Raw genomic sequence first — 25,095 nt, 5'->3', positions numbered from 1 at the left:
GTAGGGGGGATGGGTGTGAGGCATTTTGTAGATACGCAAAAGAAGGTTTTCGCATTTTCGCCGGATAATGCTCCTGCTGTTTCTGTAAATAGCGGTGATGAGGTTGTTTTCGAAACGCTTGATTGTTTTTCCAACCAGATAAAGACTTGCGAAGATAAGCTTGAGAGCCTCGACTGGAACCAGGTAAATCCAGCAACTGGTCCAGTCTTTGTGAACGGTGCAGAGCCGGGAGATGTGCTGGAAATACAGATAGTGGATATAAAAGTGAATAATCAAGGTGTGATGGCAACGGGAAAAGGACTCGGACCGCTTGGAGGGAAGTTCGAGGGGTATTATACAAAAATAGTCAAGGTTGAGAATTCGAAGGCTATTTTCAACGATTTGGAGCTCGATATAGAACCCATGGTAGGTGTAATCGGTGTTGCACCGAAGGAAGGGACGATAAATTGCGGAACGCCGGGTTCGCACGGTGGGAATTTGGACACGAGGTACATAAAGAAAGGTGCAAGGGTGTTTTTACCAGTTTCCGTCAAAGGTGGTTTGCTTGCACTTGGTGATTTGCATGCGCTCATGGGCGATGGGGAGGTTTGCGGTACTGGAATAGAAGTCGCAGGAGAAGTTCGAACAGTAGTGCGTGTACGAAAGAACTTGAGTTTAAAGAACCCCATGGTTGTGTCCGAGGGAATAGTATTCACATTGGTCTCATCAAAGACGCTCGATGAAGCTGTGAAAGAAGCTGTGGGCGATATGTTTGAGTTCGTAATGAGCCGAACGAATATTAGTCCCGAAGAATTGGTGATGTTGTTTAGCATAGTTGGGAATACGGAGATTTCTCAGGTTGTGGACCCGCTTGTCACCACAAGGTTCAGCATGCCTGTGGATATCTTAGAGAGATTAGGCGTATCTATTTGATTTTATGCGATTGTCGAGCCTGTCCAGAATTTGTCGAGCTTGTCGACGGTGTCGAGACAGTGAAGAAACTCTTAGGAGAATAACCCCGATATCAACTTGTCAAGCATGTAGAACGGAACTAACTCCAGCGTAGTATCTTTTATTCTTTCTGTTCGTCTTCCGAAGATGTTTACCAATATTGCCTTCTCAGGGTCGTATCTGTTGATAAAGCTCTGCAAGCTTCTTGTCGCAGCTGGCTCTTCAATGCTCTTGTATTTGACTTCAATTGGGATGATTTTGTCTTCTTTCGTGAGGACGAAATCTACCTCAGCATTATCTTTCGTTCTCCAGAAGTGCACGGTGAAATCATGCTCTTTAGAAAGTCTTTTGAGCTTCAAATAAACGAAGTTTTGAAAGACGAAACCAAAATCAGCAAGGTTTCCAAAAACACCTGCAGCGTAGTTTCTCAAGCCCAAGTCTGTGAAATAGGCAGTCGGTGCTTTTGTTAATTCCTTAATTCGGTTTGTTGAGAAAGGTGTTATCAGGTCTATTATGTATGTTTGTTGTAGATACCATAGGTATTGCTTTACGGTTTTCGACGATACTCCCGCCTCAGAAGACAGGTTTGTTAGATTAAGCATTCTTCCTGACAGAGAAGCTAAGATTCTTACAAGTGTGGTGAATTCTTCAATTCGCACAACGCGGAGCAGGTACGTTATGTCCTTTTCAACATAGCTTCTGTATATCTCGCTTATCGTTAGTCTTTTTTCCTTTAATTGGTCTTCTAATACAACTCTTGGATATCCACCAAAGTGCAGATACTCATTTAGTAGACTTAGAGTTTTGGCTTTTTCTAAGTCAAAGAATGTCTCTAAGTTCATCTCGTATCTATAGTCCGTCTTGAAGTTAACAAATTCCTCGAAAGATAGCGTAGATATCTCAAACAAGCGCTTTCGACCTGCGAGCGATTCGTGAAGCCTCTCTTTGAGCTCCACACTTCCAGAGCCAGAAACGATGAATTTATACGGTAGACCCATGTCGTATATACCCTTTAAAAAGACACCTGCATCTTCTTTTCGTTGGATTTCATCGATAAACACGAAACCTTCTTTGCCAATTTCGAGCTCTATCTTCTTTAGAAGGCTGGATTGAGAGGAGAAATGCATCTTATCTTCCTCGATATCGAGGTTGAGGAAGAGTGTTTTCTTTCCCTGAGCTTTCAGCTCGTTTTCTAAGATTCTGAGAATAGTTGTCTTCCCAGCTTGCCTTGGTCCAACGAGAAACGTTATCTCTGGCTTTTGCAAATGCTGTCTTAATTCCTTTACGATTTCTCGTTTTATTAACCTCATCGCTCTCATCTCCCTTGAGGATTCGACAGCTCAGGTACAATTATACCATAATCCGAGAATTCTGGAAGTCGACTTCCTAAATTCTCGGACTAAAATGGAAGTGGATTTCCACATTAGTACGAAAATCACAAAAGTCTATATGTTTTTGCGCTTGTTTGATAGTACCGAGTTTCTGCTATCGTTCTGCCGATGAATCAGGAGAAAATCTAACAACCCATCCATTTTCTTTTGTGAATTCTATTAGATAGAGATTCTCGTTTAGTTTGAAGAGGTCTTCTTCAAATCCACTCTTGGAAATGAGTATGAAATAGTCTACGGGTATTCGTAGCTTGTCGGCTTTTGTCTTTAGGCCGATGTATTCCTTCAACCCAACCTTTTTGTTTCTCCATTTAACTTCTCCAGCATATATCCTCCCGTTATTATCTTTTCCAAGAATGTCTATCTCTATATCTTTCGCCCAGTATCTTCCTGCTTGCACAAGATTAAAGGCTTTCTTGACATATTGAGTGCTTTGCTTTTCAAATTCGAATGAGACGTATTGTGTCAAGTCCGCTTTTATGTTTTCTAAAACATGTTGATACTCGTTCAAGTCGACGTTCTCTTTGTAAGGGAATATGTATCTATACCAGAATCTGAATAGTTCATCTTCAATTTCATATCGGAAATCTTTTGTTCTGTGTGGATTCTTGAATAACGCAGGCGAGACGCGTTTGATTAATTTTAGTGTCATCAACGACTTTATGTACGGTTGGAGTTTTCTTGAATCGGTTTCGCCGATAAATGAGGTTATCTCGCTCAATTTATTTCTTCCGCTTGCAAGTGCCTCCAATATTGATTGGTACATTGCTGGTTCGCGAAGTTCCTGAAAGAGAATAAAGCTCGGTTCTTCTTTAAGCGGGGCACCGAGTTTTAGAAACAGGTTCTGTATATTTTCAAGCACACTTTTTGTACCATCCCATAGCGTTAAGTGGTAAGGCACACCACCGACTATAGAGTATGTTTCTAAAAGTTGGTGATAATCGTACTGTGGGATAAAAAGCTTGAGGTGCTCGAAAGATACAGGATTCAGCTTTAAAACTGCACTTTTTCTTCCAAAGAGTGGGTTGTTGTGTGATAATACACCCTCCATGAAACTTATGCTTGAGCCACAAAAAAATAACTTTAGCATTGAATTTTCATACTCATCAAGAAGAATCTGCAAAACAGATAGGATTTCTTCGTTATTCTCTGCAAGGTACTGAAATTCATCAAGGACGACTATAACTTTCTCCTTCGTAGAGAGAGTGAATAGCGATCTCAGAGCATCTTCCCACGTTTTGAAAGACACGTTCCCGATTTTGAGAAATGAGCCAAGGACTCTTGAAAATGTTTCGAGCTGTTCAGCTTTTGATACCTTGCGTGCCGTGTAATAAAACACCTTCTTGTCTTTTGTAACTTCTTTCAGCAACGCACTCTTTCCAACTCTTCTCCTACCGTATAGTATCACAACTTCGCGTTTGTTTGAGCTTATAAGGTTGTTGAGGAAATCCTTCTCTTCAAACCTGTTAATAAACATCTTTCATCACCTCTGCGGTTTGATATTATAATCGTGATTATACTAATCTAAATTAGTATAATAACGCTTAGTATATTATACCATAAATAAGCCGGCGACAATCTTGTGATATAATTTCAATAGACTGCTGTCGAGCCTGTCCAGAAATTGTCGAGCTTGTCGACGGTGTCGAGAAAGTTATCCGAACAGCAACATTCCCAGATTGGAGGCGGAAGGTTGTTTAGAAAAGTTTGTTTAGTTTGCTTTGTTGTTTTGATATCAATCGACACAATGCTCATTGGTCAAACGTACAAAGTGCGCTCGGCAGATGAGATAGAGAAAGTTATTGTGACCGATATTTTGAACTTTGAACCGACAACAGTTTTGTTAGCGTACGGGACGAATAATTCAACGATGCTCAAAGTCGTAGATTCGGTTATTAAGAGCATCGGTGAAAGTTTATTTTTGCAGCGATGGGAAGAGAATTCAGTTGAACAGCTCGGTACCGTAACAACGACTATCACGTACACTTACGTCGAAACACCCGCAGAGCGAAAGGCTGTAGATGATTTTATCCAGAAGAATATTTCAGCTATATTGAATGGTATAAGAGTGATACAAAGAAGGTCTTCATGATAAACGAATGGATGAAGCTGAATATCGAATACGATAGTTCGTATACGTACAAAAGCGCTTACGCAACGCTCAAGAACCGCAGGGGTGTGTGCCAGGGTTACGCACTGCTGTTCTATCGGTTAGCGAAAGCGGCTGGATTGCAGGCATATTTGGTAAGCGGGCAGGGGAAAGTACCAGGAAAGGATGCGACAGCTCTTCAATCGCACGCTTGGAATGTCGTGAAGATAGGCAGTGAGCTGTTCTATGTCGACACAACGTGGAACGACAGCATGGGAGTAAATGCATATTTGTTTTTCGGCACGAATCAAGCAAAGTACTCGCACTATCCGGAAACAAAGCTTCCAGGCACGATTTCTGCGAAGAGTTACGCAGAGAAGTTGTATGAGGAAATAGTCAGGTACAACAGTAGCTCTGCGAGGGAAACATTCAGTTTGCTGTATGGATATTTAGTCTTGAAATACGACGAACTGGTGAATTACATTTACTATATGATTAAGAATGGGAAGGAAGTACTCTTAGTAGGTGAAGGAGATTTTATAGCCAGTAATCTTTCAAGAGCGGTGAATGATGCATTGATTTATGCAAACATTAACAGTGTGAATTATACGTATTCATATAACTATCTGTTCACGAGCTCGGACAAGAAGGATTTTTACATTTGGAGAATTAGTTTTAAGCGAAAGTAATTTCTGCGAAATTGTAAGGCGTGGGTGAGTATGTACGCACCTTTGTATATTGAGAAGTCGAAAGATGGAACGCTTGAGAAAATTGCAAAAGAATTAATGGCTCGCCTTGAAAAGTGCGACATATGTCCACATGTCTGCGGTGTAAACCGGTTAGCAGGGCAAAAGGGTTTTTGCAAAGCAAAGGCCGAAGTAGAGATTTCAAGCTTTGGACCGCACTTTGGCGAGGAGTCTGTTTTAGTCGGGAGAAATGGTTCAGGGACGATATTCTTCACGCATTGCAACATGCGATGTGTGTTTTGTCAGAATTTTACGATTAGTCAGCTTGGAGAAGGAATGAAGATTAGCATTGAGGAACTTGCAGACATCATGCTTCGGTTGCAGAACATGGGGTGTCACAACATAAATTTAGTTACGCCAACGCATTATGCTCCGCAGATTGTGAGTGCTATCAACATTGCTGCAAAAAATGGACTGAAAATACCGATAGTCTACAACTGTGGTGGGTACGAAAGAAAGGAAATTATCACATTATTAGATGGTATAATTGATATATACATGCCAGATTTTAAGTACGGAGACGACGAAAACGCTCGTGTGTACTCTGGTGTTAATAATTACACCTTATATGCGAAAGAATCGCTTATAGAGATGCAAAGGCAAGTGGGTGATTTGATAGTCGATGAATACGGCATAGCGGTTAAAGGACTGATAATTCGGCATCTTGTGTTGCCAAACGATATTGCAAAAAGCGAAGAGGTGCTGAGATTTATTGCCCGAAACGTCTCACCGAAGGCTTATGTTAATATCATGGCACAGTATTATCCGACGTATCAAGCGCATAAATACCCTGAAATAGCAAGGAGAATAACAATAGAAGAGTACAGAAAAGTACTTAAAATTGCAAAAGAAATAGGTCCGGAATTCAGGTTGGCAGATTAATTAACGGAGGTGGAGATATGATATCCAGCAGTGCGAAGATAGGCAAAAACGTTGTGTTTGGTGAGAATGTTGTTGTTGAGGATAATGTCGTGATTGGGGACAACGCTGTGATCGGTCACAACGTTGTGATACGAAAGGATACAGTCATTGGTGAGGGGTGCGTTGTAGCTGACAACACAGTCCTTGGAAAGAAACCTTTCAAAGCAAGTGCGTCTGCGACAACCGATGAGAAAGAATTACCACCTTTGTTGCTTGGAAAGTACGTTACAGTCGGGGCAAATTGCGTGATTTATAGAGGAGCGACACTGGGTGATTTTGTTTTCGTCGGTGATCTGGCAAGCATTAGGGAAGATGTTGAGATCGGGGAATATACGATCATTGGTAGGGGAGTTGCTGTTGAGAATAAAACGAAAATTGGGAAATACGTAAAAATAGAGACTAACGCATATATTACAGCAATTTCGACAATCGAAGATTATTGTTTTGTAGCGCCGGGTGTCACGTTTACAAACGACAACTTCTTAGGCAGGACTGAGGAGAGAAAGAAATACTTCAAAGGTCCAACGCTGAGAAAAGGTGCTCGAATTGGCGCGAATTCTACGATATTGCCCGGCATCGAGATAGCAGAAGATACGCTCGTTGCTGCCGGGTCTGTTCTAACACGGAACACTGTTCCAAGAAAGATATACATGGGCGTTCCTGCTAAGGAATACAAAGATGTTCCGGTTGAACAATTGCTGGAAAACCAAAGCTATTATAAAGGATGATTTTTTTGAGTACGTCCTCCTTTGAGTACAAAATAGTGCACAAAAACACCCGAAAAATCTCCATCTACATAGACTACGACGGAACGCTGAAAATCTCAGTTCCGAAGTCGATGACCGAAAAAGAGTTAGAACAATTTTTGAAGAGGAAAGAGTCTGAGATTAAGAAATTGGTCGAAAGTTTTTCCGCCCAGAAGTCTGCGTTCACGAGTAAAAATGCGATACTCTATTTCGGTGAAGAGAGAAAAATAATCTTAAACGGTGATTCAAATGTCCCATTGCGGTACGTCAATGGGACGTTCTTTTTAAATCCGCGGTACGTGGACGACGCCAACAAATTGGCAATTTGGTGGCTTAGAAAACAAGCGGAAGAATATCTGCCTAAAAAGGTTAACGAGATATCGGAGATTATGGGGATAAGCTACAAAAAAGTTGTCGTGAAAGATGCGAAAACTCGCTGGGGAAGCTGTTCCACGAAAGGAACGATTTCACTCAACTGGAGATTAATTATGGCGCCAGTGGGTATTGTTGAATACGTGATAGTCCACGAGCTTGCACATATAGCACATCCTGATCACAGCCCAGAGTTTTGGCGATTCGTTGGAAAATTTGTACCTGATTACAGATTGTTTAGAAATTGGCTTAAGAAGAATGGTAAGAGCCTCTTTTTATGGTCTTTGGAAATAACCCCAAAGTAAATGACATGACCTCACTTTCTCCCATCCTCAAAAATTAATTGCTTTATAATTGCGGTAGATAAAGATAACAGATATTTTTTGAAAAAATTCGAATTCTTAAGAAATTAAAAGAATTCATACTATAACTTCAAGACATTTAACGTTACTTTTATTAAACGAATTTTGTCTAAAATTACAAGTGTGTTATAAAGCTAATTGATTACACTCTGGAAGTAATTAATAAAATTATTGCCTGATTGTTAGAATCCGCGGTGAGTATCTTAGAGAGGGGTTTTGTTGGAAGGTATTTCTTTCTATCCTGTGAAGAGGAGGGAGTGTATATGAGGCGGTTCTTGGCTATTTTGGCGGTTCTTGTTGCAGTTGTATTGTTTGCAGACTTACCAGGGGGAATTCCGAGAAGTGAGACATTCATAGCTAATGCATTAACAGGAAGAGCAGCTAACCCCACGAATTTCAACGTATGGGCAACTTGGGTGTGGCAGGACAGGGGAATTCAGAACTTGTTGCTCGAGCCACTCTGGTGTGTTGAATACGCTACAGGAAAGATCATCAACGCACTCGCAGCGAGTGGACCAGTGTACAGTAAGGACTTGACTGAAGTAACGTTCAAGTTGAGAAAAGGCGTTTACTGGAGCGATGGAGTGCCTTTTACTGCCGATGATGTTATTTACACAGTTGAGCTTGCGAAAAAGATTGAGGGTATGGGATATCACGACCAGATGATGCAGGTTGTTCAAATCACTAAGATCGATGACTACACGGTGAAGTTCAAATTGAAGGAACCAAACGGAAGGTTCCACACGTATTGGCTCGATAGGTGGGGTGCTTTGAGACCACTTCCAAAGCATGTGTTTGAGAAGGTTAAAGACCCACTCACGTTTAATTTCTATCCTCCAGTTGGTACAGGTCCGTACGTGCTTAAGGATGTGGATCAAGGCGGTTATTGGACGTTGTGGGAAAGAAGAAGCGACTGGCAGAGGACACCGACGGGCATGATTTATGGTATGCCACAGCCAAAGTACGTACTGTTCATTGCAAGCGGTACGGTCGAGCAACAGATCCTTTCCATGGCTCAGCACCAGCTCGATGCAGCGGACCTTACGATCGCCGGTATGCTGGCTGTTATGCAACGTGTGAATACTGCAAGAGCTTGGAGAAAAGATTTTCCATGGACTGTCAATATTGACCCATGTATAACGGGGCTTGCTTTCAACACTGCTGTAAAACCATTTGACAACAAGGATGTGCGCTGGGCGCTAACTTTGGCTATAGATATCGTTGAATATGCTGCTAATTCATTCGACGGCGCTGTAACGTTGAGCCCAATTCACATTCCACTTACAAAGGCATACTACGATATGTTTTATCTGAGAATGGATTCATGGCTCAGGAATTTTGAAATTGACCTCGGAGGCGGCAAGAAGTTCAAACCATACGACCCAACTGCTGGAACGAGATTGGCTGAGTACGCCAAAAAGAGGGGATACAATGTTCCAAGCGATCCAGCAGAGGTCAGGCGAGTATTCGGACCTGGATGGTGGAAATATGCACCGGACGTTGCAGAGCAACTGCTGATTAAGAATGGATTCAAGAGAGATAAGAATGGAAAGTGGCTCTTACCGGATGGTACGCCGTGGAAGATAACGATAATTACTACGACTAACCCGGCACACCCATCGTACAGAAATGCATTTGCTGCATCACAAGCTTGGAAGAACTTCGGAATCGATGTAACAGTTATGACAACGGATGCCTTGGCAACAATGGGGCAGAAAGGTGAGTTCCAAGTCAGCACAGATTGGCCCGCAGGAGAGCCGTGGGGTGCCGGTGCCGATTTGTTCCGCGTTCTCGAACCGTTCTTGTCTGATTACAAGGCAGCTATTGGCGAGAATGCACCGTGGGGTAACTACATGAGATGGTCCAATCCAGCGATGGATGAGATTATAAAGAAACTCAGAGTCACCTCGACTGACGATACTTCAAACCTTATTAGTTTAGGAATTGAGGGTCTCAAGTTGTTAGTAGCGGAAATGCCTGGCATACCAACGTTCAACTATCCTGGCGTTATAGTTTGGGACGAATACTACTGGACGAACTTCCCAGGCGCAGAAAATATGTACTCACAGCCGTATCACCACTGGCCAAACTTCAAGTATATGTTACCATTCTTGAAACCTACCGGGAAGAAATAAGATAAAGCAGTTCATTATTGGGGAGGGAGACGCCTCTCTCCCCGGTTTTTTCAAATTGTCATTTTTTACGTTTGAACTCAAGGGGAGGTATGCATTTTGAAGTTTATAAAGAGCTATCTAATTCCTCGGTTGATTGTGTATTTCCTTGTAATTTTTGTAGGCATAACGATGGTTTTCTTCATTCCAAGGTTGTTGCCAACTGATCCAGTTCAGCAGTTCATCGCTCGTTTCACAACGCAAGGGGTCTATATGGATCCTAAGTCGGTTGACCAGATGATTAAAACCCTAAGGCAACTTTATGGTCTTGAGGGTACGTTATGGGAGCAATATGTTAGTTTCCTTAAGAGGTTTGTAAGGGCGGATTTTGGACCGTCTTACTATCAATTCCCAACGCCTGTAAAGCTTCTTATTGCACAATCACTTCCTTGGACGTTGGGACTTATGCTCATCACAACGCTCTTGGCGTGGATAATCGGTAATATCGTCGGTGGTTTTGCAGGATATTTCTCGAATAAGAGATGGGTTAAGGTTGTCGATTTCATAGCGATGATAATAAGGCCTATGCCTTACTATATACTGGCACTTACGTTACTCATAATTCTTGGGTATATCTTTCCTATCTTTCCAATTAGGAGTGCTTTTGCGACAGGTATGTCCAGTAAGTTCAGTTGGTACAGTATTGTAAGTATACTAAAGCACTCGTTCCTACCTGCGATGTCATTGCTTTTGATAGGCATGTTCGTTTGGTTCCAGGCGATGAAGCTTGTCGTTCAGACGGTTAAGTCAGAAGATTACGTGAAGTATGCAAAGCTCGCTGGTGTACCGGAAAAGAAGATAGTTTACAAGTATGTTATTAGAAATGCGATGTTGCCACAGACGACTGGTTTAGCACTATCTCTTGGTCAGATATTCAGCGGTGCGCTAATCACAGAGATGACATTCTCTTACCCCGGTGTCGGTACTCTGCTCTACAACGCTGTTTTTACAGGCGACTACAATTTGCTGATGGGCATAACGAGCATATCTATCATAGTCATCACAACAAGCGTGCTCGTGATAGACCTCATTTATCCGTTATTAGACCCGCGCGTGAGATATAGATGAGATGCAAGTGAGATGGGGTGAAATGATGAAAACTTTCAGGGAGCTACTTAAAGATAATAGGTTCAAAGTCTCTTTCGTGATTTTCTTGTTACTCGTTGTACTTTCGTTCTTATCGTTCTTTTCTCCTTACAATCCGTATAGGTGGAATGTAGTGGAGAGGAATTTACCACCACACTGGCCGCATATCCTCGGAACAACATCTATGGGACAGGACGTCTTTTGGCTACTCACGTTTGCAGTGAGAAATTCATTGATAGCTTCACTCATCGCCGGATTAGTTTCGCGCGTTATAGCTGTCTTGATCGGGATAATAGCAGGATTCAAGGGTGGGGCTGCCGATAGGATTTTGACGTTCCTAAGCGATTCTTTCTTGGTAATACCTCTCTTCGTGATAATTGTGCTTTTCGCGATGATTGCTAAGGCAAGGATGGGAATCGCGTCTCTCGGGTTACTGCTTGGTGTCTTTGGCTGGGCTTGGGATGCGCGCGTTGTGCGCTCTCAAGTTCTCAGCCTCCGTGAGCAGGATTTTACATATACATCAGTTCTTTCGGGAGCATCTACCAGTTCCATTATTTTTAAAGATTACATGCCGTATTTGATTCCGTTGATATTCGCCACGCTAATTGGAAATATGTCGTGGGCAATAGGTATGGAGATTACTTTGGCAATACTCGGGGTTTTCAACCTCGAAACGCCAACACTGGGTACAATGCTACAGTGGTCGATATCGAGTCAGGCATTGCTCTTAGGATATTGGTGGTGGGTTCTTACACCCGTTTTGTTCTCCATCCTAATTTTTGTGGCTCTGTACCTTATGTCTTTAAGCATTAGCGAGTACCTGGATCCAAGGATGCGTATCCAGAGGATAGGAAAGGCTTGAGGTGATAACAGTGGCTGTGCTCGAAACGAGGAATTTAAAGGCATATTACCATCTCGATGTGTACGGAAAGAAAATTGTTGTTAAGGCTGTTGACGAAGTGAGTATTTCGTTCAATCAAAACGAGATATACGGCATCGCCGGTGAAAGCGGGTGCGGAAAGAGTACGCTTCTCAAAACTCTTTTCGACGCTGTCGAGCCTCCATTGAGGGTTGTTGATGGCGATGTGCTGTATATAGATGAGAATAAACCGGTTTCGATTTACAAGATCCAGCCAAGTGAACGCAGGAAGTTTAAGTGGAAGTTCATATCCTACGTGCCACAGGGTTCTATGAATGTCTTGAATCCGGTAACCAAGATAATGGACACGTTTGAGGACTTTTTGAAACCGCACGCTAACGGCTTCAAAATAGGCGAATTGAGGGACAATATCTTGCAACATATTGTCGAGCTTGGGCTTAGAAAAGAGATATTGGATGCGTATCCTCATCAGCTCTCAGGTGGGATGAGACAGAGGGTTACGATAGCCTTGGCGACGATACTCGCTCCGAAGATAATTGTTGCGGATGAACCGACTACCGCACTGGATGTCGTTACCCAGAGAGGTGTAATACAAGTTTTGAAAGATGTTCAAGCGAAGTACAAAAATACTATTGTGTTAGTGACGCACGATATGGGTGTTCACGCTAACATGACTGACAGAATAGGCATAATGTACGCCGGCAAGATCGTCGAAGAAGGAAAAACGGAAGAGATATTTGAAAAGCCGCTCCATCCGTACACGAAGTTCCTTATCGAATCTCTCCCTCAATTTGGTGAAAAGAGAAAAAGGGAGAGCGCACCAGGTTCACCGCCATCTTTGGCATCTCTGCCTTCAGGTTGCGCATTTCATACCAGATGCCCGTTTGCAATGCAGCAGTGTAGAGATTCGGTACCGCAGCTTGCAGAGGTTGAACGTGGACAAAAAGTGGCATGCTGGTTGCATTCGGGGGTGAAGGTATGAGCAACAGTCTTTTGAGGATTGAACACCTAACGAAGGTCTACAGGATAGGCAGTATAATAGGCGGAACGAAGATAACAGCTGTAGATGATGTTTCTTTTGAAATAAACGGAAGTGAGATCTTTACATTAGCCGGCGAGAGTGGCTGTGGAAAAACTACTATAGCAAAGATAGTCTTGGGTTTTGAAGATGTTACTCGCGGTGAAGTGTATTATTCTGGAAAGAGGATAGACAACCTCAAGAAAAGAAGTGAGATTTTTGAGGAGATACAGGCTGTTTTCCAAAATCCGTTCACAACGTTTAATCCGCTCAGGAGAGTTGAGAGCTATTTCTACGATACGCTGAAGAATTTTGAGATTTCAAAAAGCAAGGAAGAAGCGACTGCGATAATAACAGAGAAGTTGAAAACGGTGGGCATCGAGTTCGACGAATTTTACCACAAGTATCCAAGCGAATTTTCCGGTGGACAGCTGCAGCGAATTTCGATAGCCAAGAGCTTGCTTACAAACCCAAAGTTGTTAGTTGCCGATGAACCGGTGTCGATGGTCGATGCTTCTTTGAGAATGTCGATCGTTAATTTATTTAAGAAACTCGAAGAGCTCGGAATAAGCATCCTCTACATCACTCACGACTTAATGACGGCTTATTACCTCGGTGGCAGGATAGCCATCATGTTCAGGGGCAACATAGTGGAGACGGGTAGTACAGAGCGAGTGCTGTCTGAACCAAAACATCCGTACACGCAACTGCTAAAGGAGTCGATACCTCAGCCAGACCCAAAGAAAAAGTGGAGCACGAGGATAAAGCTCTCAGATTTAGAAGAGGTTGAGTACGTTTCGACTGGATGCAAGTTTGCGGGAAGATGCCCGTACGCAATGGACATATGCAGAAAAGAAAGACCGCCTTATTTTGATGTAAATGGTAGTAAGGTTATGTGCTATCTTTACAAATGATTTTGATAAAGATTGGGGGAGAGCGCTATGGAGATATATAAGGATTCTTCTAAGCCTATTGAATTGAGAGTTGAGGACCTGCTTTCGAGAATGACGCTGGAAGAAAAGGTTAGCCAGCTCGGTTCTGTTTGGAGTTATCAATTACTCGACGAGAACGGGAATTTCGATGAAGGGAAAGCATTTGAGCTGTTGAAGGACGGCATAGGTCAAATCTCAAGACCGGGTGGAGCAACAAACTTTCAACCCGAAGAAGTTGCTCAATTCGACAATAAAGTACAGAAATTCTTGATAGAAAATACGAGACTTGGAATACCAGCATTAATGCACGAAGAATGCCTAACTGGATATATGGGACTCAACGGTTCGAATTTTCCTGTGCCTATCGCGATGGCGAGTACGTGGGAGCCTGAACTGGTAAAGGAAGTTACGAAAGTGATAAGGCAAGAGATGAGGAATATGGGAATTCACCAAGGGCTCGCTCCTGTACTTGACGTTGCAAGGGACCCAAGATGGGGAAGGGTTGAGGAAACATTCGGAGAGTCGCCTTATCTTGTCGCAAGTATGGGGTGTGCTTATGTCGAAGGTCTGCAGGGAGAAGACTTGAAAGACGGAGTCATTGCCACTACAAAGCACTTTGTCGGTTACAGCGCGTCTGAAGGAGGGCGGAACTGGGCTCCAACTAACATTCCGCCACGCGAGTTGAGAGAGATCTTCATGTTCCCATTCGAAGCTGCCGTGAAAGTAGCGAAGGTTGGTTCTGTTATGAATTCGTACAGCGAGATAGACGGAGTGCCTCTTGCCGCCTCCAGAGAGCTTTTAACAGATGTGCTGAGGAAAGAATGGGGATTTGATGGACTCGTTGTCTCTGATTATTTCTCGGTGAAGTTGATCCACGAACATCACAAATTAGCAAGGGATAAAGCCGAAGCAGCAAAATACGCCCTTGAAGCGGGAATAGATGTGGAATTACCAAATACCGATTGCTATGCACATGTCTTAGACCTGGTGAAAAGCGGGGTTATTCCGGAAAAGTTGTTAGATCAAACTGTTAGAAGGATTTTGAAGATGAAATTTAAATTGGGCTTGTTCGATAAACCGTACGTAGAACCTTCAAAAGCGAAGGTTGTAAAAAACACAGAGCTTGCTCTTGAAGTTGCAAGAAAGTCAATAGTGCTCCTTAAGAACGACGGTATCTTGCCATTGAAAAAAGATATGAAAGTAGCACTCATAGGACCAAATGCGGCGGATGTCAGGAACATGCTCGGTGATTACATGTACTTAGCACATATAAAAATAATGCTCGAGAACGTTAACTTGGCTTTTGATGCGCCTAAGTTCAATCTTTCAAGCGTGAAGAAATCGGTTGAGGAGAGCATGAACAAGATCAAGAGTATAGAGATGTTGCTCAAAGAAGAAAGTGTTCAATTCACATACGCGAAAGGTTGCGATGTCTTGGGAGATTCGAAAGAAGGGTTCAACGAGGCGCTCAAAGCAGTCGAGAATAGCGATGTGGCGATAGTTGTAGTTGGTGATAGGTCAGGTTTGACCATGGATTGCACAACGGGTGAGTCGAGGGACAGCGCGAATTTGAAGTTGCCCGGAGTTCAGGAAGAACTTATCATTGAGGTTTCAAAGGTTGGCAAGCCTGTGGTGCTCGCTTTGCTGAATGGCAGACCTTATTCTTTAACCAGGGTTGTAGACAAGGTTTCTGCTATTGTTGAGGCGTGGTTGCCAGGTGAGATTGGTGCAAAGGCAATAGTCGATGTGCTTTACGGCAAAGTCAATCCATCCGGTAAACTTCCAATGACTTTCCCGAGAAGTGCTGGTCAGATTCCGCTCTTCCACTACTTCAAACCGTCTGGCGGAAGGTCCAGTTGGCATGGTGACTACGTTGACGAGAGTGTCAAACCACTATTCCCGTTCGGTCACGGACTTTCGTATACTAATTTCGATTACAGCGGGTTAGAAATCTCTCCATCAAAAGTGCCAATGGCAGGAAGCGTCGAAATTTCACTTTATGTGGAGAACACTGGTGAAGTTGAAGGCGAAGAGGTTGTGCAGCTTTACATCGGAAGAGAATGTGCCTCAGTAACTCGGCCAGTTAAGGAACTGAAAGGTTTTGCGAAGGTGAATTTGAAACCTGGCGAAAAGAGGAAAGTTTTGTTCAATCTCCACACGGACGTGCTCGCGTTCTACGGACGCGATATGAAGCTCTGCGTTGAGCCTGGGGTTTACAACGTCATGATTGGAAGTTCTTCGGATGATATAAGGCTTAAAGGAAGTTTTGAGGTAGATGGAATGAGAAGAGAGGTATTTGAAGATAGAGTATTCTTTACAAAAGTTTACACTTTCTAATTATTTTTGATCATATCTATTGGAGGTGAAGTGTATGTACTTCAATGTTGAAAAAGTTGTCTACGAAGGTCCAAGTTCAAAGAATCTTTTAGCTTACAAATTTTACAATCCAGAGGAAGAAATCGCTGGCAAGAAGATGAGAGATTGGTTCAGGTTCGCAGTCGCTTATTGGCATACATTCAACAGCAGGGGAGAAGACCCATTCGGTTCTGCAACGTTTGAAAGACCCTGGTTTAAGAAAGATCCGATGGACACTGCGTTTGCAAAGGTAGATGCCTTGTTCGAGTTCTGCGAAAAGACGGGCGTCGAGTATTTCACGTTTCACGATAGGGACTTGGCGCACGAAGGTTTAACTCTAAGAGAATCTAACAAGATTCTCGACAAGGTCGTTGAGAAGATAAAAGAATATATGAAATCGAGCAACGTAAAGTTGTTGTGGGGTACTGCGAATCTTTTCTCGCATCCACGCTATGCGCAGGGAGCAGCAACTTCGCCAAATCCTCTTGTATTTTCGTATGCAGCAAGTCAGGTGAAAAAGATGCTCGATGTGACAAAGGAATTGGGAGGTCTTGGATATGTTCTGTGGGGCGGCAGAGAAGGGTACGACAATTTGTTGCTTACAGATAGTGCGTTAGAGGAAAAGCTGTTTGCAAGGTTCTTGGAGATGGTTGTTGAGTATAAAGAAAGGATAGGATTCAATGGAGTTCTTATGATAGAACCAAAGCCGAAAGAACCGACAAAGCACCAGTACGATTTCGATGCATCAACTGTTCTGTATTTCTTGAAAAAGCACAATTTGTTCGAGCATTTCAAGCTGAACATAGAGGCTAACCACGCAACACTTGCAGGGCATACTTTTGCCCATGAACTTAGAGTTGCAAGGCTGAATGGGAAACTCGGCAGTATAGATGCTAACCGCGGAGATTTGCTGCTTGGCTGGGATACAGATCAGTTCCCAACTGATGTGTACGAAACAACTTTTGCAATGTATGAAGTTCTTGAAAACAACGGTTTGGATTGCGGATTCAATTTCGATGCAAAGGTAAGGCGCGCTTCCATTGATCCGGAAGACATCGTTTACGCACACGTTAGCAGCATGGATGCGTTTGCACTCGGTTTAAAGCTTGCAGTGAAATTGAGAGAAAAGGTAAAACCGATGATAGAAGAGAGGTATTCGGAGTATAATTCTGAAATCGGAATGAAGATTCTGGAAGGCAAAACAACTCTTGATGAGCTGTCTTCCTACGTTGAGGATTTAACCGATGTGAGAGTCAAATCTCTCAAGCAAGAATTGCTTGAGATGGTAATTAACGATGTCATATTCGGCGGGAGGTAATACTGTGAGCAAGATATGCGTCGTTGGGCTTGATGTCGGCACCACCGCAATTAAGGGAATCTTGGTAGATGAAGACGGTAATATATTGACTAAATCAGATTACCCTCTGAAGCTGATATCTCCAAAACCAGGTTGGGCAGAAGAAGATCCGAACGAGTGGTGGAATGGTGTTAAGGTTGTATTGAAAAGCCTCTCGACATATGCCAGAGAGCACGGCATTAGAATCAGTGCGATTTCCACAAGTGGGCAGATGCACAGCCTCGTTGCGGTGGATAAATCGGGCGAGCCGCTCTTTAATTCGATACTCTGGTGCGATCAGAGAACAGGTAAAGAGTGCGATGAGATAACACAAAAGCTTGGCGGGGAGCACAAGGCTATAGAGATTACAGGCAACCCTATATTGACAGGATTCACAGCTGGGAAGATATTGTGGCTCTCGAGAAATTACCCGGAGGTTTTTACAAAATCACACATGTTCATGCTTCCGAAGGATTTTATAAATTTCAAATTGACGAATGTGTATTCAACTGAGCATTCCGATGCCTCCGGAACGGCGATATACGATATAAGAAAAAGGGAATGGAATAATGAGATTTTGGAGATTCTTAACTTAAAAGTAGAACAGCTTCCTGAAATCAAGAAATCAAACAGTATCGTTGGCAAGATTACGCCTGAAACAGCCTATGAGTTGGGGTTGGATGAAGAGATTATAGTAGTGCCAGGTGGTGCAGACAACGCTTGTGCAGCGCTGGGTGTAGGTGTTACGGATTATGATACGGCGATGGTGAGTGTTGGAACTTCTGGAACTGTGCTTGTTCCAACACCTACGGCAAAGCCGGATGAAGAAGGTAGGGTTCACGTCTTTGCACACGTAGTCGATGGTGTCAATTACTACATGGGAGTTATGCTGTCTGCTACGAATTCCTTAGACTGGTTCAACGATATCACAGATTTCAGAGATTATGATATTATTAATAGTGAGGTTGATAGAGTGCCCGCCGGGGCGCGTGGCCTTTTCTTTTTGCCATACCTTAACGGGGAACGCACACCGCACAGAGACCCAAATGCAAGGGGTGTGCTCTTCGGCTTGAGTTCGGCGCACAACCGTTTTGAGATTTACAAAGCTATATATGAAGGCGTTGCGTACGGATTGAAAGATTGCTACGTGCATATACCATCAGCGAACGTAAAAGAGTTTAGGATTACGGGCGGTGGGTCAAAGAGCAAGGTCTGGACGCAGATAATCGCTGATGTTATTGGAAAAAGACTCGTTAAAGTTTCAAGTAAAGAAGGCGGAGCTTACGGTGCGGCTATTCTTGCGTACTCAGCTGTAAGTGGGAATGCGCCCGATAAGGTAGCTAAGGAGTGGATTTCTATTACAGATAGCACAGAACCTAACAAGGAGAGGCACGAGATTTACGAGCGCAATTATGAGATTTTCAAATCGCTTTATCATTCATTGAAAGGTGCGTTCGAAAGTGTGGCAAGATCATACGAATAACCTAACAGAAAACACAACGAGGTGATAACCTTTGTCGATCAGCAAGTACGACAGCAGTAATATAAAGATCCTGAACAAGAAGATCATCCTGAGACTCCTTCATAGAAGAAAGCCGATATCGAGGAACGACATCTCAGAAGTGACCGGCTTGAAGGCAAGCAGTGTCACAAGGCTGGTCAACGAGCTCATAGCCGAAGGGCATATCTTCGAAGCGGGTGTTATGGTGAGCGATTCTCCAGGTAGAAAGAAGATATCGCTTAAGGTAAATCCTGATTATCATATCGCCCTGCTCTTCGATGTCGGCGTTACGTACTCAACAGCTGCGCTCGGGTTTTACGACGGAACGATAAAGGTTATTGAAACTTTCAAGACACCAAAGGATTATTCAAAATTCTTTGAGAAAGTGAAGTATTACTATCACAATTTGAAGAAGCTGTTCGATATATCGCTTGTCGTACTTTCTATTCCAGGTATCGTCGATACAGATAAGGGTATAATAATTACCGCGCCTAATTTGGAATGGCGTGATGTAGAGATTGGTAAGTACTTGGATATCGAAGTGCCGATAATGGCGGACAACGAGGCGAATCTTTCGGTCCTCGCTGAAAAGTATTATTCGAAGGCTTTGTCCAATGTGAACGACATAGTCTTCGTTCTGGTAAGAGAAGGTGTAGGTACTGGGGTTATGCTGAACGGCAAGCTCTTCCGAGGTAAGTTCTTTTCGGCTGGCGAGTTTGGACACATGACGATGGATATTAACTCCGATAAATCCTGCCACTGCGGGAAGACAGGCTGCTGGGAGCTGTACTCGTCCATCAGATACGCTTTGGGAAGAGCAAGAAAAGAACTGAAAAACCATCAAATCACCGATTTTAAGAGCTTGTCAAAGATGCCTGAAGCAAGACAGATATTGCTCGACATGGCTACTAATCTTGGTGAGGGTATAGTGAATATCATCAACGCGGTGAATGCAGAAGCTATAGTACTCGGCGGGGAGATTATAGGAATGCCTGAGTATTTCTATCGGCAGTTGATTTCTGTTGTCAGGAAGAAGGCTTTGAAACCTGCTGCGTCCAAAGTCATCATCATGCCTTCCATCTTTCGAGATATCAGCTCAAACTTAGTCGGTGCAAGCATCTGTGCGATAGAGTATGTTATAGACAATATAAGATAACGAGAAAAACTAATTCACCACGGCACCCTACCGGGTGCTGTTCTTTTTTCAAGTGCCTTTTTAGCTTCTGAGATTACAAATTCCTCATCTGAAAAGACAACAACGCCGGACGTTACGAACGATTTTCTGATTTGTACCTCGCCCGGTCCAAGGTATATTATTGAGTTCAGTAACACTTTTTTCCGGAGCTCTTCAGGGTTCTGAACAGGGATTTTCCAGTACAAGCTCACGGGAATACTATTGAGAAATTTGTACTCGCCGTTTTCTTCGACAATGAATACCGCCTTGTATCCCAATGCGCGCAACAAATTCGCCTTTCCTTCGTCTTCGACAAGGACGGGATATGTGAGTTTTCGTGTTACCAAGGAAGAGACGAGGTTTGTGTCGATTTTCCCTCTGCCGTCGAATACGGGTATTATCCCTGCGTTGCCAAGCCCAGTTGCGAATTTTTCGTATATGTCAGCGGTTATGAATGGCGATTTATTCACTCGGTAGAAATAGTCGTTGTCATCAACACTCAGTGTGTCGAGTGGTCCAATAAGATAGTAGCTGTAACCATCTTGTTTTGCAACACTTCCTACATACTGCCCAACTTCTTGGGCTAACGAAGTGTTCCCGAGACTTCCGAGCGTGAGTAGGCTCACGTCTTTCAGGAAATCTTCCAATCTATTTGTACACAGGAAATTCCTACCGTGTATACTCAGGGAAAAGAGTATTAAAAGCGTGAAGAACACCGTTCTCTTCATTCGACTTGCTGACAAAATCAGCCACCTCTTTCAATTTTTCAACTGCATTTTCAACCGCTATCTTCATGCCCGCTACGTTGAACATGTATATGTCGTTTTCATTGTCACCAAAGACTATTGTTTTCGACAAATCGAAATTGAGATGCTCAGCCAAGAATTGCAAAGCTATACCTTTGTTAGCATCGGACGGTACTATGTCGAGGAATATGGAAAAGCTCTTGAATACGTTTGCTCTGCCATCGACTATCGATTTCAGTGGTTCTATCATCAAGTCAAGCTTCTCAGCCTCGCCAACTGCCAATATTTTGATCGGAGGGTGTGGAAGAGCTTTCAAATCGTCGACCACGTAATACGGTACATCCGCGTGTTTTGAGTAGAGCTTTATTTCGTCATCGTCCTTTTCGCTGTACAGCAGGTCATCAACGTAGGTTTGAACGTGAGTGTTTCTTTCTCTGAGAAAATCGATGACTCTGTATGAGGTTTCCATGTCGAGCGTTTTTTCAAATATAAATCCCTTTTCAGGAAGATATATTACTGCTCCGTTGTATGAGATTATGGGGAAAATGTCTTTTCCAAATACGTTTTCTAAGAGTTTTTTTGCGGAGATGTGCATTCTTCCAGTTGCGAATACAACATTATCCCCGTTTTCCAGTATGTTCAAAACTATTCGCTTCGTTTCTTGAGGAAATTCGTTCTTTGAATTCAGCACTGTGCCGTCTAAGTCGAAGACAAATGTTCTTTTCAATCTGCTTCCCTCCAAAAATTTTCACCTATATTCTTTTCCATTCTCTCCACAGCGCTACGAACTGTTCTTCAGTCAGTCCTTCCGGTCTTTCGTTCGGCTGAACACCTGCTTTTAAGAGTATTTCCTCTATCTTTTGTTTATCGTCAATAAACGTCTTTAGATTATTGTAGATTGTCTTTCTTTTCTGAGAGAATGCGTTCGAAACTAAATTCCAGTAAGATTCAAGTTCATAATTGTCTGAAAATGGTAACTGTTCTTTTCTTGTCATTTTCAGTACAACGCTGTCGACATCTGGATTCGGCACAAAAGCGCTCTTTGGAACTGTAAGCACCTTTTGTACGTTTGCGACGGTTTGGAGCACGACAGTTAGAAATCCGCGGTTTGAGCTACCGGGTTTTTCAAGCAATCTCTCGCCAACTTCTTTTTGCATCATGATTGTGAGGAATTTGAAATTTGTGAAGAGTAATTTTTTGAGTATCGGCGCTGTAATGTAGTACGGGATGTTCGAGACGCATTTATAGCCATCAGGCAAGAAAGATGTATCTAACGCGAGAAAGTCTGAAAATATGAGGTGGACGTTTTCGTATGTGAGTAATCTTTCTTGGAGTATTGGTCGCATCCTCTCATCTATTTCAATAGCAAAAATAGTTGCACCTGTTTGTGCAAGTGCAACCGTTAATGTTCCAGCTCCAGCTCCTATTTCAAGGACGGTATCCGTTTTCTCGATTTCCGACAGCTGAACGATCTTTTCGGCGAATGTTTCGTTCGACAAGAAGTTTTGCCCGAGCGATTTTTTAAGCGTTACTCCGTACTTTTTCAAGTAGTCAGATGTTTTCAGTTATTTCTTCACCCTTTCAACAGTGATGCCGTTGGAATATTCCATCTTCACTATGCCATCTTTATCAGTTATTATCTTTATATCAGTACCTTCGTAGCTCAGCACGTAAATATCTTTTTCCAACCGTTTGAGTTCAGCGATGCCCGAAGCCTTCTCAGTTTTCGATGGATTGAAGAGAGCTTGCGGGATGAGGATCTGGAACTTCGGATGAGGCATTTTCAGCATCATCTCGAAGTGCGGTATTATGAAGTTGTTGTCAAGGATCACCAAATTAGGCTCCGAAAAGCTGAACGTTTTAACCGACGGGTTCTTCGGATCATAGTAAGCGTAAAGCGTTATTGTAGTCTTCATCATCTTTTGAGTTGCGAGTATCTTCGCAACAATTTCTCCACCTGTTTTGAAAGTAGCTTCGTAGATTTGGAACATTCCGTTTGCACCGTAAAGCGTTCGCGTCTCAACTAAGTACGTCTCGCCGTACTGTATTTCGCTAACGCTTACCCATCCATTCTTCGTTAGCTGGGTCTTGATTCTGCCAAGCTCCATTTCGCCGATGCGGGCAACGTATTCTGCACCGAAGAATACGGAAGTAACTAAGAGAACGTTCAGTAGTAGGAAGAGTTTTAAGATGTATTTTCGCATATTACCACCTCCGCAGATATGATACACCAACAAACTTAGAAAATGCTTAGAAATCCAAAACTTTTTCGATAGTGCCGTACAGAGGACCTGCGGTTATCTTGTTTACCTTCACTAATACACTTTTCCCTATCAGTTCATTACTTCCTTCGAATGAGATGATTTTATTCCTGATATCTCGTCCGTAGAAAAGCCCGTTCTTTGCTTGGGCTTCTACAATCACTTCCACCGTTTTATCTTTGTACGCCTCATTGAGCTCTTTGTTGATGAATTTTTGCAAGTTTAGAAGGTAAGACATCCTTCTAACTTTTGTTTTGTAAGGTACATTGTCTTTGTAGTACTTCCACGCAACCGTGCCCTCGCGTGGAGAGTAGACTGCGAGGTTGAGCCTTTCGAATTTTAGTTCTTTCACAAGGTTAACAGTGTCTTCGAAGTCTTCGTCGGTTTCTCCCGGAAATCCTACAATTATATCACTCGAAATTGAGGCATCAGGAACTATTTTCCTTATATCCTGGATAAGTTGTATGTATTCTTCTCTGGTGTATCTCCTGTTCATTGCCTTAAGTATCTTGTTGCTGCCGTGTTGGACTGGCAAGTGCACTGACCTTGCTATTTTTTCGCTCTCAAGCATGGCTTGTGGTATTTCGAGTGAAAAGTCCGTCGGGTATGATGTGAGGAACCAGAGTCTTTTAATACGTTCTATCTTTGAAGCCTCTCTCAACAATTTGGCAAGTGATGTTCCATCGCCCAAATCTTTTCCGTAAGCATCTACGTTTTGGCCAAGGAATGTGAATTCTTTGTATCCCTTATCTACCAGTGCTCGAACTTCTGTCAAAACACTCTCTAACGTTCTTGATTTTTCCCTGCTTCTTGTGTATGGGACTATACAATAAGTGCAGAATCTATCACAGCCATAGATTATTGTTATCCACGCGTGGTGTTTTGAGCTCCTCGTTTCGACTTTGTGGTACTCTATTTCGCTCAACGTATCGTCAAAGTATGCGTGTCTACTACCATTCTTAGCATTTTGGACTGCCTGCGGAATCTCAGCCAATGCGCGCGTTCCGAGAACGAAAGAGACGCCTCTTTTGAAGAGGTTCTCTTTTTCCTTCTCCGCAACGCATCCCATTATTCCTATTTTCTTGCCCTTCTTCTTCAGTTTGCCTATGTGGCTATATACCTTTTCTTCCGATTTCTTCCTAACCGCACATGTATTGAGGATAACAACATCGGCGTCGTCTTCGCTGTCTGTTATTTCAAAACCTTCATTTAGAAGCAATTGCTTTGCGATTTCCGTGTCGTTTTCGTTCATCTGGCAACCGTAGGTGAAGATATGTACTTTCATGCAAGACCTCCTCGCGTTATACTTCTCCCAATTTATCAAAGTAATTATAGCCTAATTGCGAACGAATTTCAATGATTTACCAAGTTAAGAGATTAATAAGAATAGATAAATTAAAGAAAAAAGTGGGCAGGGTAACCTGCCCACATTCGTTTTCGTTAGTTTATATATCAGATGAGATTTTGTATGTACTCGACGACTACCTCAATCGCTTTGTCGTTGTAACCACCGCGTGGAATTATTATGTCTGCATGTTTCTTCGTAGGTTCAACGTAAGCATCGTGCATGGGTTTTACGGTGTTCAAGTATTGGTTGATTACGGATTCTATCGTTCTTCCCCTTTCGAAGATATCTCTTTGCAGTCTTCTGATGAATCTTTCGTCACCTTCAGTGTCGACGTATATTTTGAGGTCTGCAAGTGCACGTAGTTCGTCGTAATAAAGTGCGAAGATACCTTCGATTAAAAGGATAGGTTTCGGATCTACTTTGATGTTGTTTTCCGTTCTTGTGTACTGTGCGAAGTCGTAGTCCGGAAGGTCCACTGACTTGCCTGTCAGCAGTTCTTTTACGTGCTTTACGATGAGCGTATGCTCGATCATGTCCGGGTGGTCGTAGTTGTATTTTTTTCTTTCTTCCAACGGAAGGTGCGACATGTCTTTGTAGTAATTATCCATAGGGAGCATTACGCATTTGTCAGAACCTATCGATTCCATTATGCGTTTTGCAACTGTCGTCTTACCAGAACCAGTACCGCCACCAACCAAGATGATGTACATAACAAAACCTCCAAATTCTTTCA

At 42.9% G+C, this 25,095-nt stretch carries 23 protein-coding genes; 15 read left to right on the top strand and 8 right to left on the bottom strand.

All coding sequences use genetic code 11. The features are described 5' to 3' along the window. The first annotated feature begins 9 nt into the window (after positions 1 to 9). Complete coding sequence (locus tag BUA11_RS00370; protein ID WP_014451297.1) at positions 10 to 912, top strand: acetamidase/formamidase family protein; 903 nt, start codon at positions 10 to 12, stop codon at positions 910 to 912. A 71-nt stretch (positions 913 to 983) separates the two neighbouring features. Here the strand turns inward: BUA11_RS00370 and BUA11_RS00365 are convergent, their stop codons facing one another. Beyond that, the gene (locus BUA11_RS00365) at positions 984 to 2,240 is read right to left on the bottom strand and encodes an ATP-binding protein (RefSeq protein ID WP_014451296.1); all 1,257 of its coding nucleotides are present in this window, start codon (positions 2,238 to 2,240) and stop codon (positions 984 to 986) included. Positions 2,241 to 2,415: 175 nt separating this feature from the next. After that, positions 2,416 to 3,795 (bottom strand): ATP-binding protein, encoded by a 1,380-nt coding sequence (locus tag BUA11_RS00360; RefSeq protein WP_072757189.1) that lies wholly within the window; start codon positions 3,793 to 3,795, stop codon positions 2,416 to 2,418. Positions 3,796 to 4,011: 216 nt separating this feature from the next. Between BUA11_RS00360 and BUA11_RS00355 the strand changes: the two genes are divergently transcribed. From BUA11_RS00355 to BUA11_RS00290, 14 genes are all read left to right on the top strand, one after another. Then, a complete protein-coding gene (locus BUA11_RS00355) occupies positions 4,012 to 4,410 on the top strand; it encodes a hypothetical protein (protein WP_072757187.1) in 399 nt (132 codons plus the stop codon). Next, a complete protein-coding gene (locus tag BUA11_RS00350; RefSeq protein ID WP_072757185.1) occupies positions 4,407 to 5,096 on the top strand; it encodes a transglutaminase domain-containing protein in 690 nt (229 codons plus the stop codon). Before BUA11_RS00355 ends, BUA11_RS00350 begins: the two co-directional genes overlap by 4 nt. Before the next feature lie 30 nt (positions 5,097 to 5,126). After that, on the top strand, positions 5,127 to 6,035 hold the full coding sequence (locus tag BUA11_RS00345) for a radical SAM protein (protein ID WP_072757183.1): 909 nt from the start codon (positions 5,127 to 5,129) through the stop codon (positions 6,033 to 6,035). 17 nt (positions 6,036 to 6,052) lie between these two features. Continuing rightward, complete coding sequence (locus BUA11_RS00340; protein ID WP_072757181.1) at positions 6,053 to 6,802, top strand: acyltransferase; 750 nt, start codon at positions 6,053 to 6,055, stop codon at positions 6,800 to 6,802. Between the two features lie 35 nt (positions 6,803 to 6,837). Continuing rightward, a complete protein-coding gene (locus BUA11_RS00335) occupies positions 6,838 to 7,497 on the top strand; it encodes a M48 family metallopeptidase (protein ID WP_072757179.1) in 660 nt (219 codons plus the stop codon). Positions 7,498 to 7,817: 320 nt separating this feature from the next. Next, entirely contained in the window at positions 7,818 to 9,689 is a 1,872-nt protein-coding gene (locus BUA11_RS00330) for an ABC transporter substrate-binding protein (RefSeq protein ID WP_072757177.1), read from the top strand. 96 nt (positions 9,690 to 9,785) lie between these two features. Continuing rightward, the gene (locus tag BUA11_RS00325; RefSeq protein WP_072757175.1) at positions 9,786 to 10,793 is read left to right on the top strand and encodes an ABC transporter permease; all 1,008 of its coding nucleotides are present in this window, start codon (positions 9,786 to 9,788) and stop codon (positions 10,791 to 10,793) included. A 25-nt stretch (positions 10,794 to 10,818) separates the two neighbouring features. Further along, complete coding sequence (locus BUA11_RS00320) at positions 10,819 to 11,673, top strand: ABC transporter permease (protein WP_072757173.1); 855 nt, start codon at positions 10,819 to 10,821, stop codon at positions 11,671 to 11,673. A 1-nt stretch (position 11,674) separates the two neighbouring features. Further along, complete coding sequence (locus BUA11_RS00315) at positions 11,675 to 12,673, top strand: ABC transporter ATP-binding protein (protein ID WP_072757171.1); 999 nt, start codon at positions 11,675 to 11,677, stop codon at positions 12,671 to 12,673. Further along, positions 12,670 to 13,623: an ABC transporter ATP-binding protein gene (locus BUA11_RS00310; RefSeq protein WP_072757169.1), complete on the top strand. Its 954-nt coding sequence runs from the start codon at positions 12,670 to 12,672 to the stop codon at positions 13,621 to 13,623. The genes BUA11_RS00315 and BUA11_RS00310 overlap by 4 nt, the downstream gene beginning before the upstream one ends. A gap of 27 nt (positions 13,624 to 13,650) precedes the next feature. Continuing rightward, the gene (locus tag BUA11_RS00305; RefSeq protein WP_072757167.1) at positions 13,651 to 15,978 is read left to right on the top strand and encodes a glycoside hydrolase family 3 N-terminal domain-containing protein; all 2,328 of its coding nucleotides are present in this window, start codon (positions 13,651 to 13,653) and stop codon (positions 15,976 to 15,978) included. Positions 15,979 to 16,012: 34 nt separating this feature from the next. Next, positions 16,013 to 17,314, top strand: coding sequence for a xylose isomerase (gene xylA / locus BUA11_RS00300; protein ID WP_072757164.1), 1,302 nt, complete (start codon positions 16,013 to 16,015; stop codon positions 17,312 to 17,314). Positions 17,315 to 17,318: 4 nt separating this feature from the next. Further along, positions 17,319 to 18,815 (top strand): xylulokinase, encoded by a 1,497-nt coding sequence (gene xylB, locus BUA11_RS00295; protein ID WP_245789392.1) that lies wholly within the window; start codon positions 17,319 to 17,321, stop codon positions 18,813 to 18,815. Between the two features lie 31 nt (positions 18,816 to 18,846). Next, positions 18,847 to 19,989, top strand: a complete 1,143-nt coding sequence (locus tag BUA11_RS00290) for an ROK family transcriptional regulator (RefSeq protein WP_084634268.1) — start codon at positions 18,847 to 18,849, stop codon at positions 19,987 to 19,989. Positions 19,990 to 20,003: 14 nt separating this feature from the next. On the opposite strand, the gene BUA11_RS00285 is transcribed toward BUA11_RS00290, so the two are convergent. The 6 genes from BUA11_RS00285 to udk all read right to left on the bottom strand — a co-directional run bounded on the left by BUA11_RS00285 (position 20,004) and on the right by udk (position 25,072). After that, positions 20,004 to 20,633: a hypothetical protein gene (locus BUA11_RS00285; protein WP_245789391.1), complete on the bottom strand. Its 630-nt coding sequence runs from the start codon at positions 20,631 to 20,633 to the stop codon at positions 20,004 to 20,006. Between the two features lie 43 nt (positions 20,634 to 20,676). Continuing rightward, entirely contained in the window at positions 20,677 to 21,480 is an 804-nt protein-coding gene (locus BUA11_RS00280; protein WP_072757157.1) for a Cof-type HAD-IIB family hydrolase, read from the bottom strand. A gap of 25 nt (positions 21,481 to 21,505) precedes the next feature. After that, a complete protein-coding gene (gene rsmA, locus BUA11_RS00275; RefSeq protein WP_342742940.1) occupies positions 21,506 to 22,300 on the bottom strand; it encodes a 16S rRNA (adenine(1518)-N(6)/adenine(1519)-N(6))-dimethyltransferase RsmA in 795 nt (264 codons plus the stop codon). Between the two features lie 18 nt (positions 22,301 to 22,318). Further along, the gene (locus BUA11_RS00270) at positions 22,319 to 22,957 is read right to left on the bottom strand and encodes a hypothetical protein (protein WP_072757153.1); all 639 of its coding nucleotides are present in this window, start codon (positions 22,955 to 22,957) and stop codon (positions 22,319 to 22,321) included. A 46-nt stretch (positions 22,958 to 23,003) separates the two neighbouring features. Beyond that, a complete protein-coding gene (miaB, locus tag BUA11_RS00265; protein WP_072757151.1) occupies positions 23,004 to 24,299 on the bottom strand; it encodes a tRNA (N6-isopentenyl adenosine(37)-C2)-methylthiotransferase MiaB in 1,296 nt (431 codons plus the stop codon). 167 nt (positions 24,300 to 24,466) lie between these two features. Then, entirely contained in the window at positions 24,467 to 25,072 is a 606-nt protein-coding gene (gene udk / locus BUA11_RS00260) for a uridine kinase (RefSeq protein ID WP_072757149.1), read from the bottom strand. Positions 25,073 to 25,095: the final 23 nt, after the last annotated feature.

This window comes from Fervidobacterium gondwanense DSM 13020 (genome assembly GCF_900143265.1).
Taxonomy (GTDB): domain Bacteria; phylum Thermotogota; class Thermotogae; order Thermotogales; family Fervidobacteriaceae; genus Fervidobacterium; species Fervidobacterium gondwanense.
Note: the sequence above shows the minus strand (reverse complement) of the source record. Positions and strands in the feature narration are given on the sequence as shown.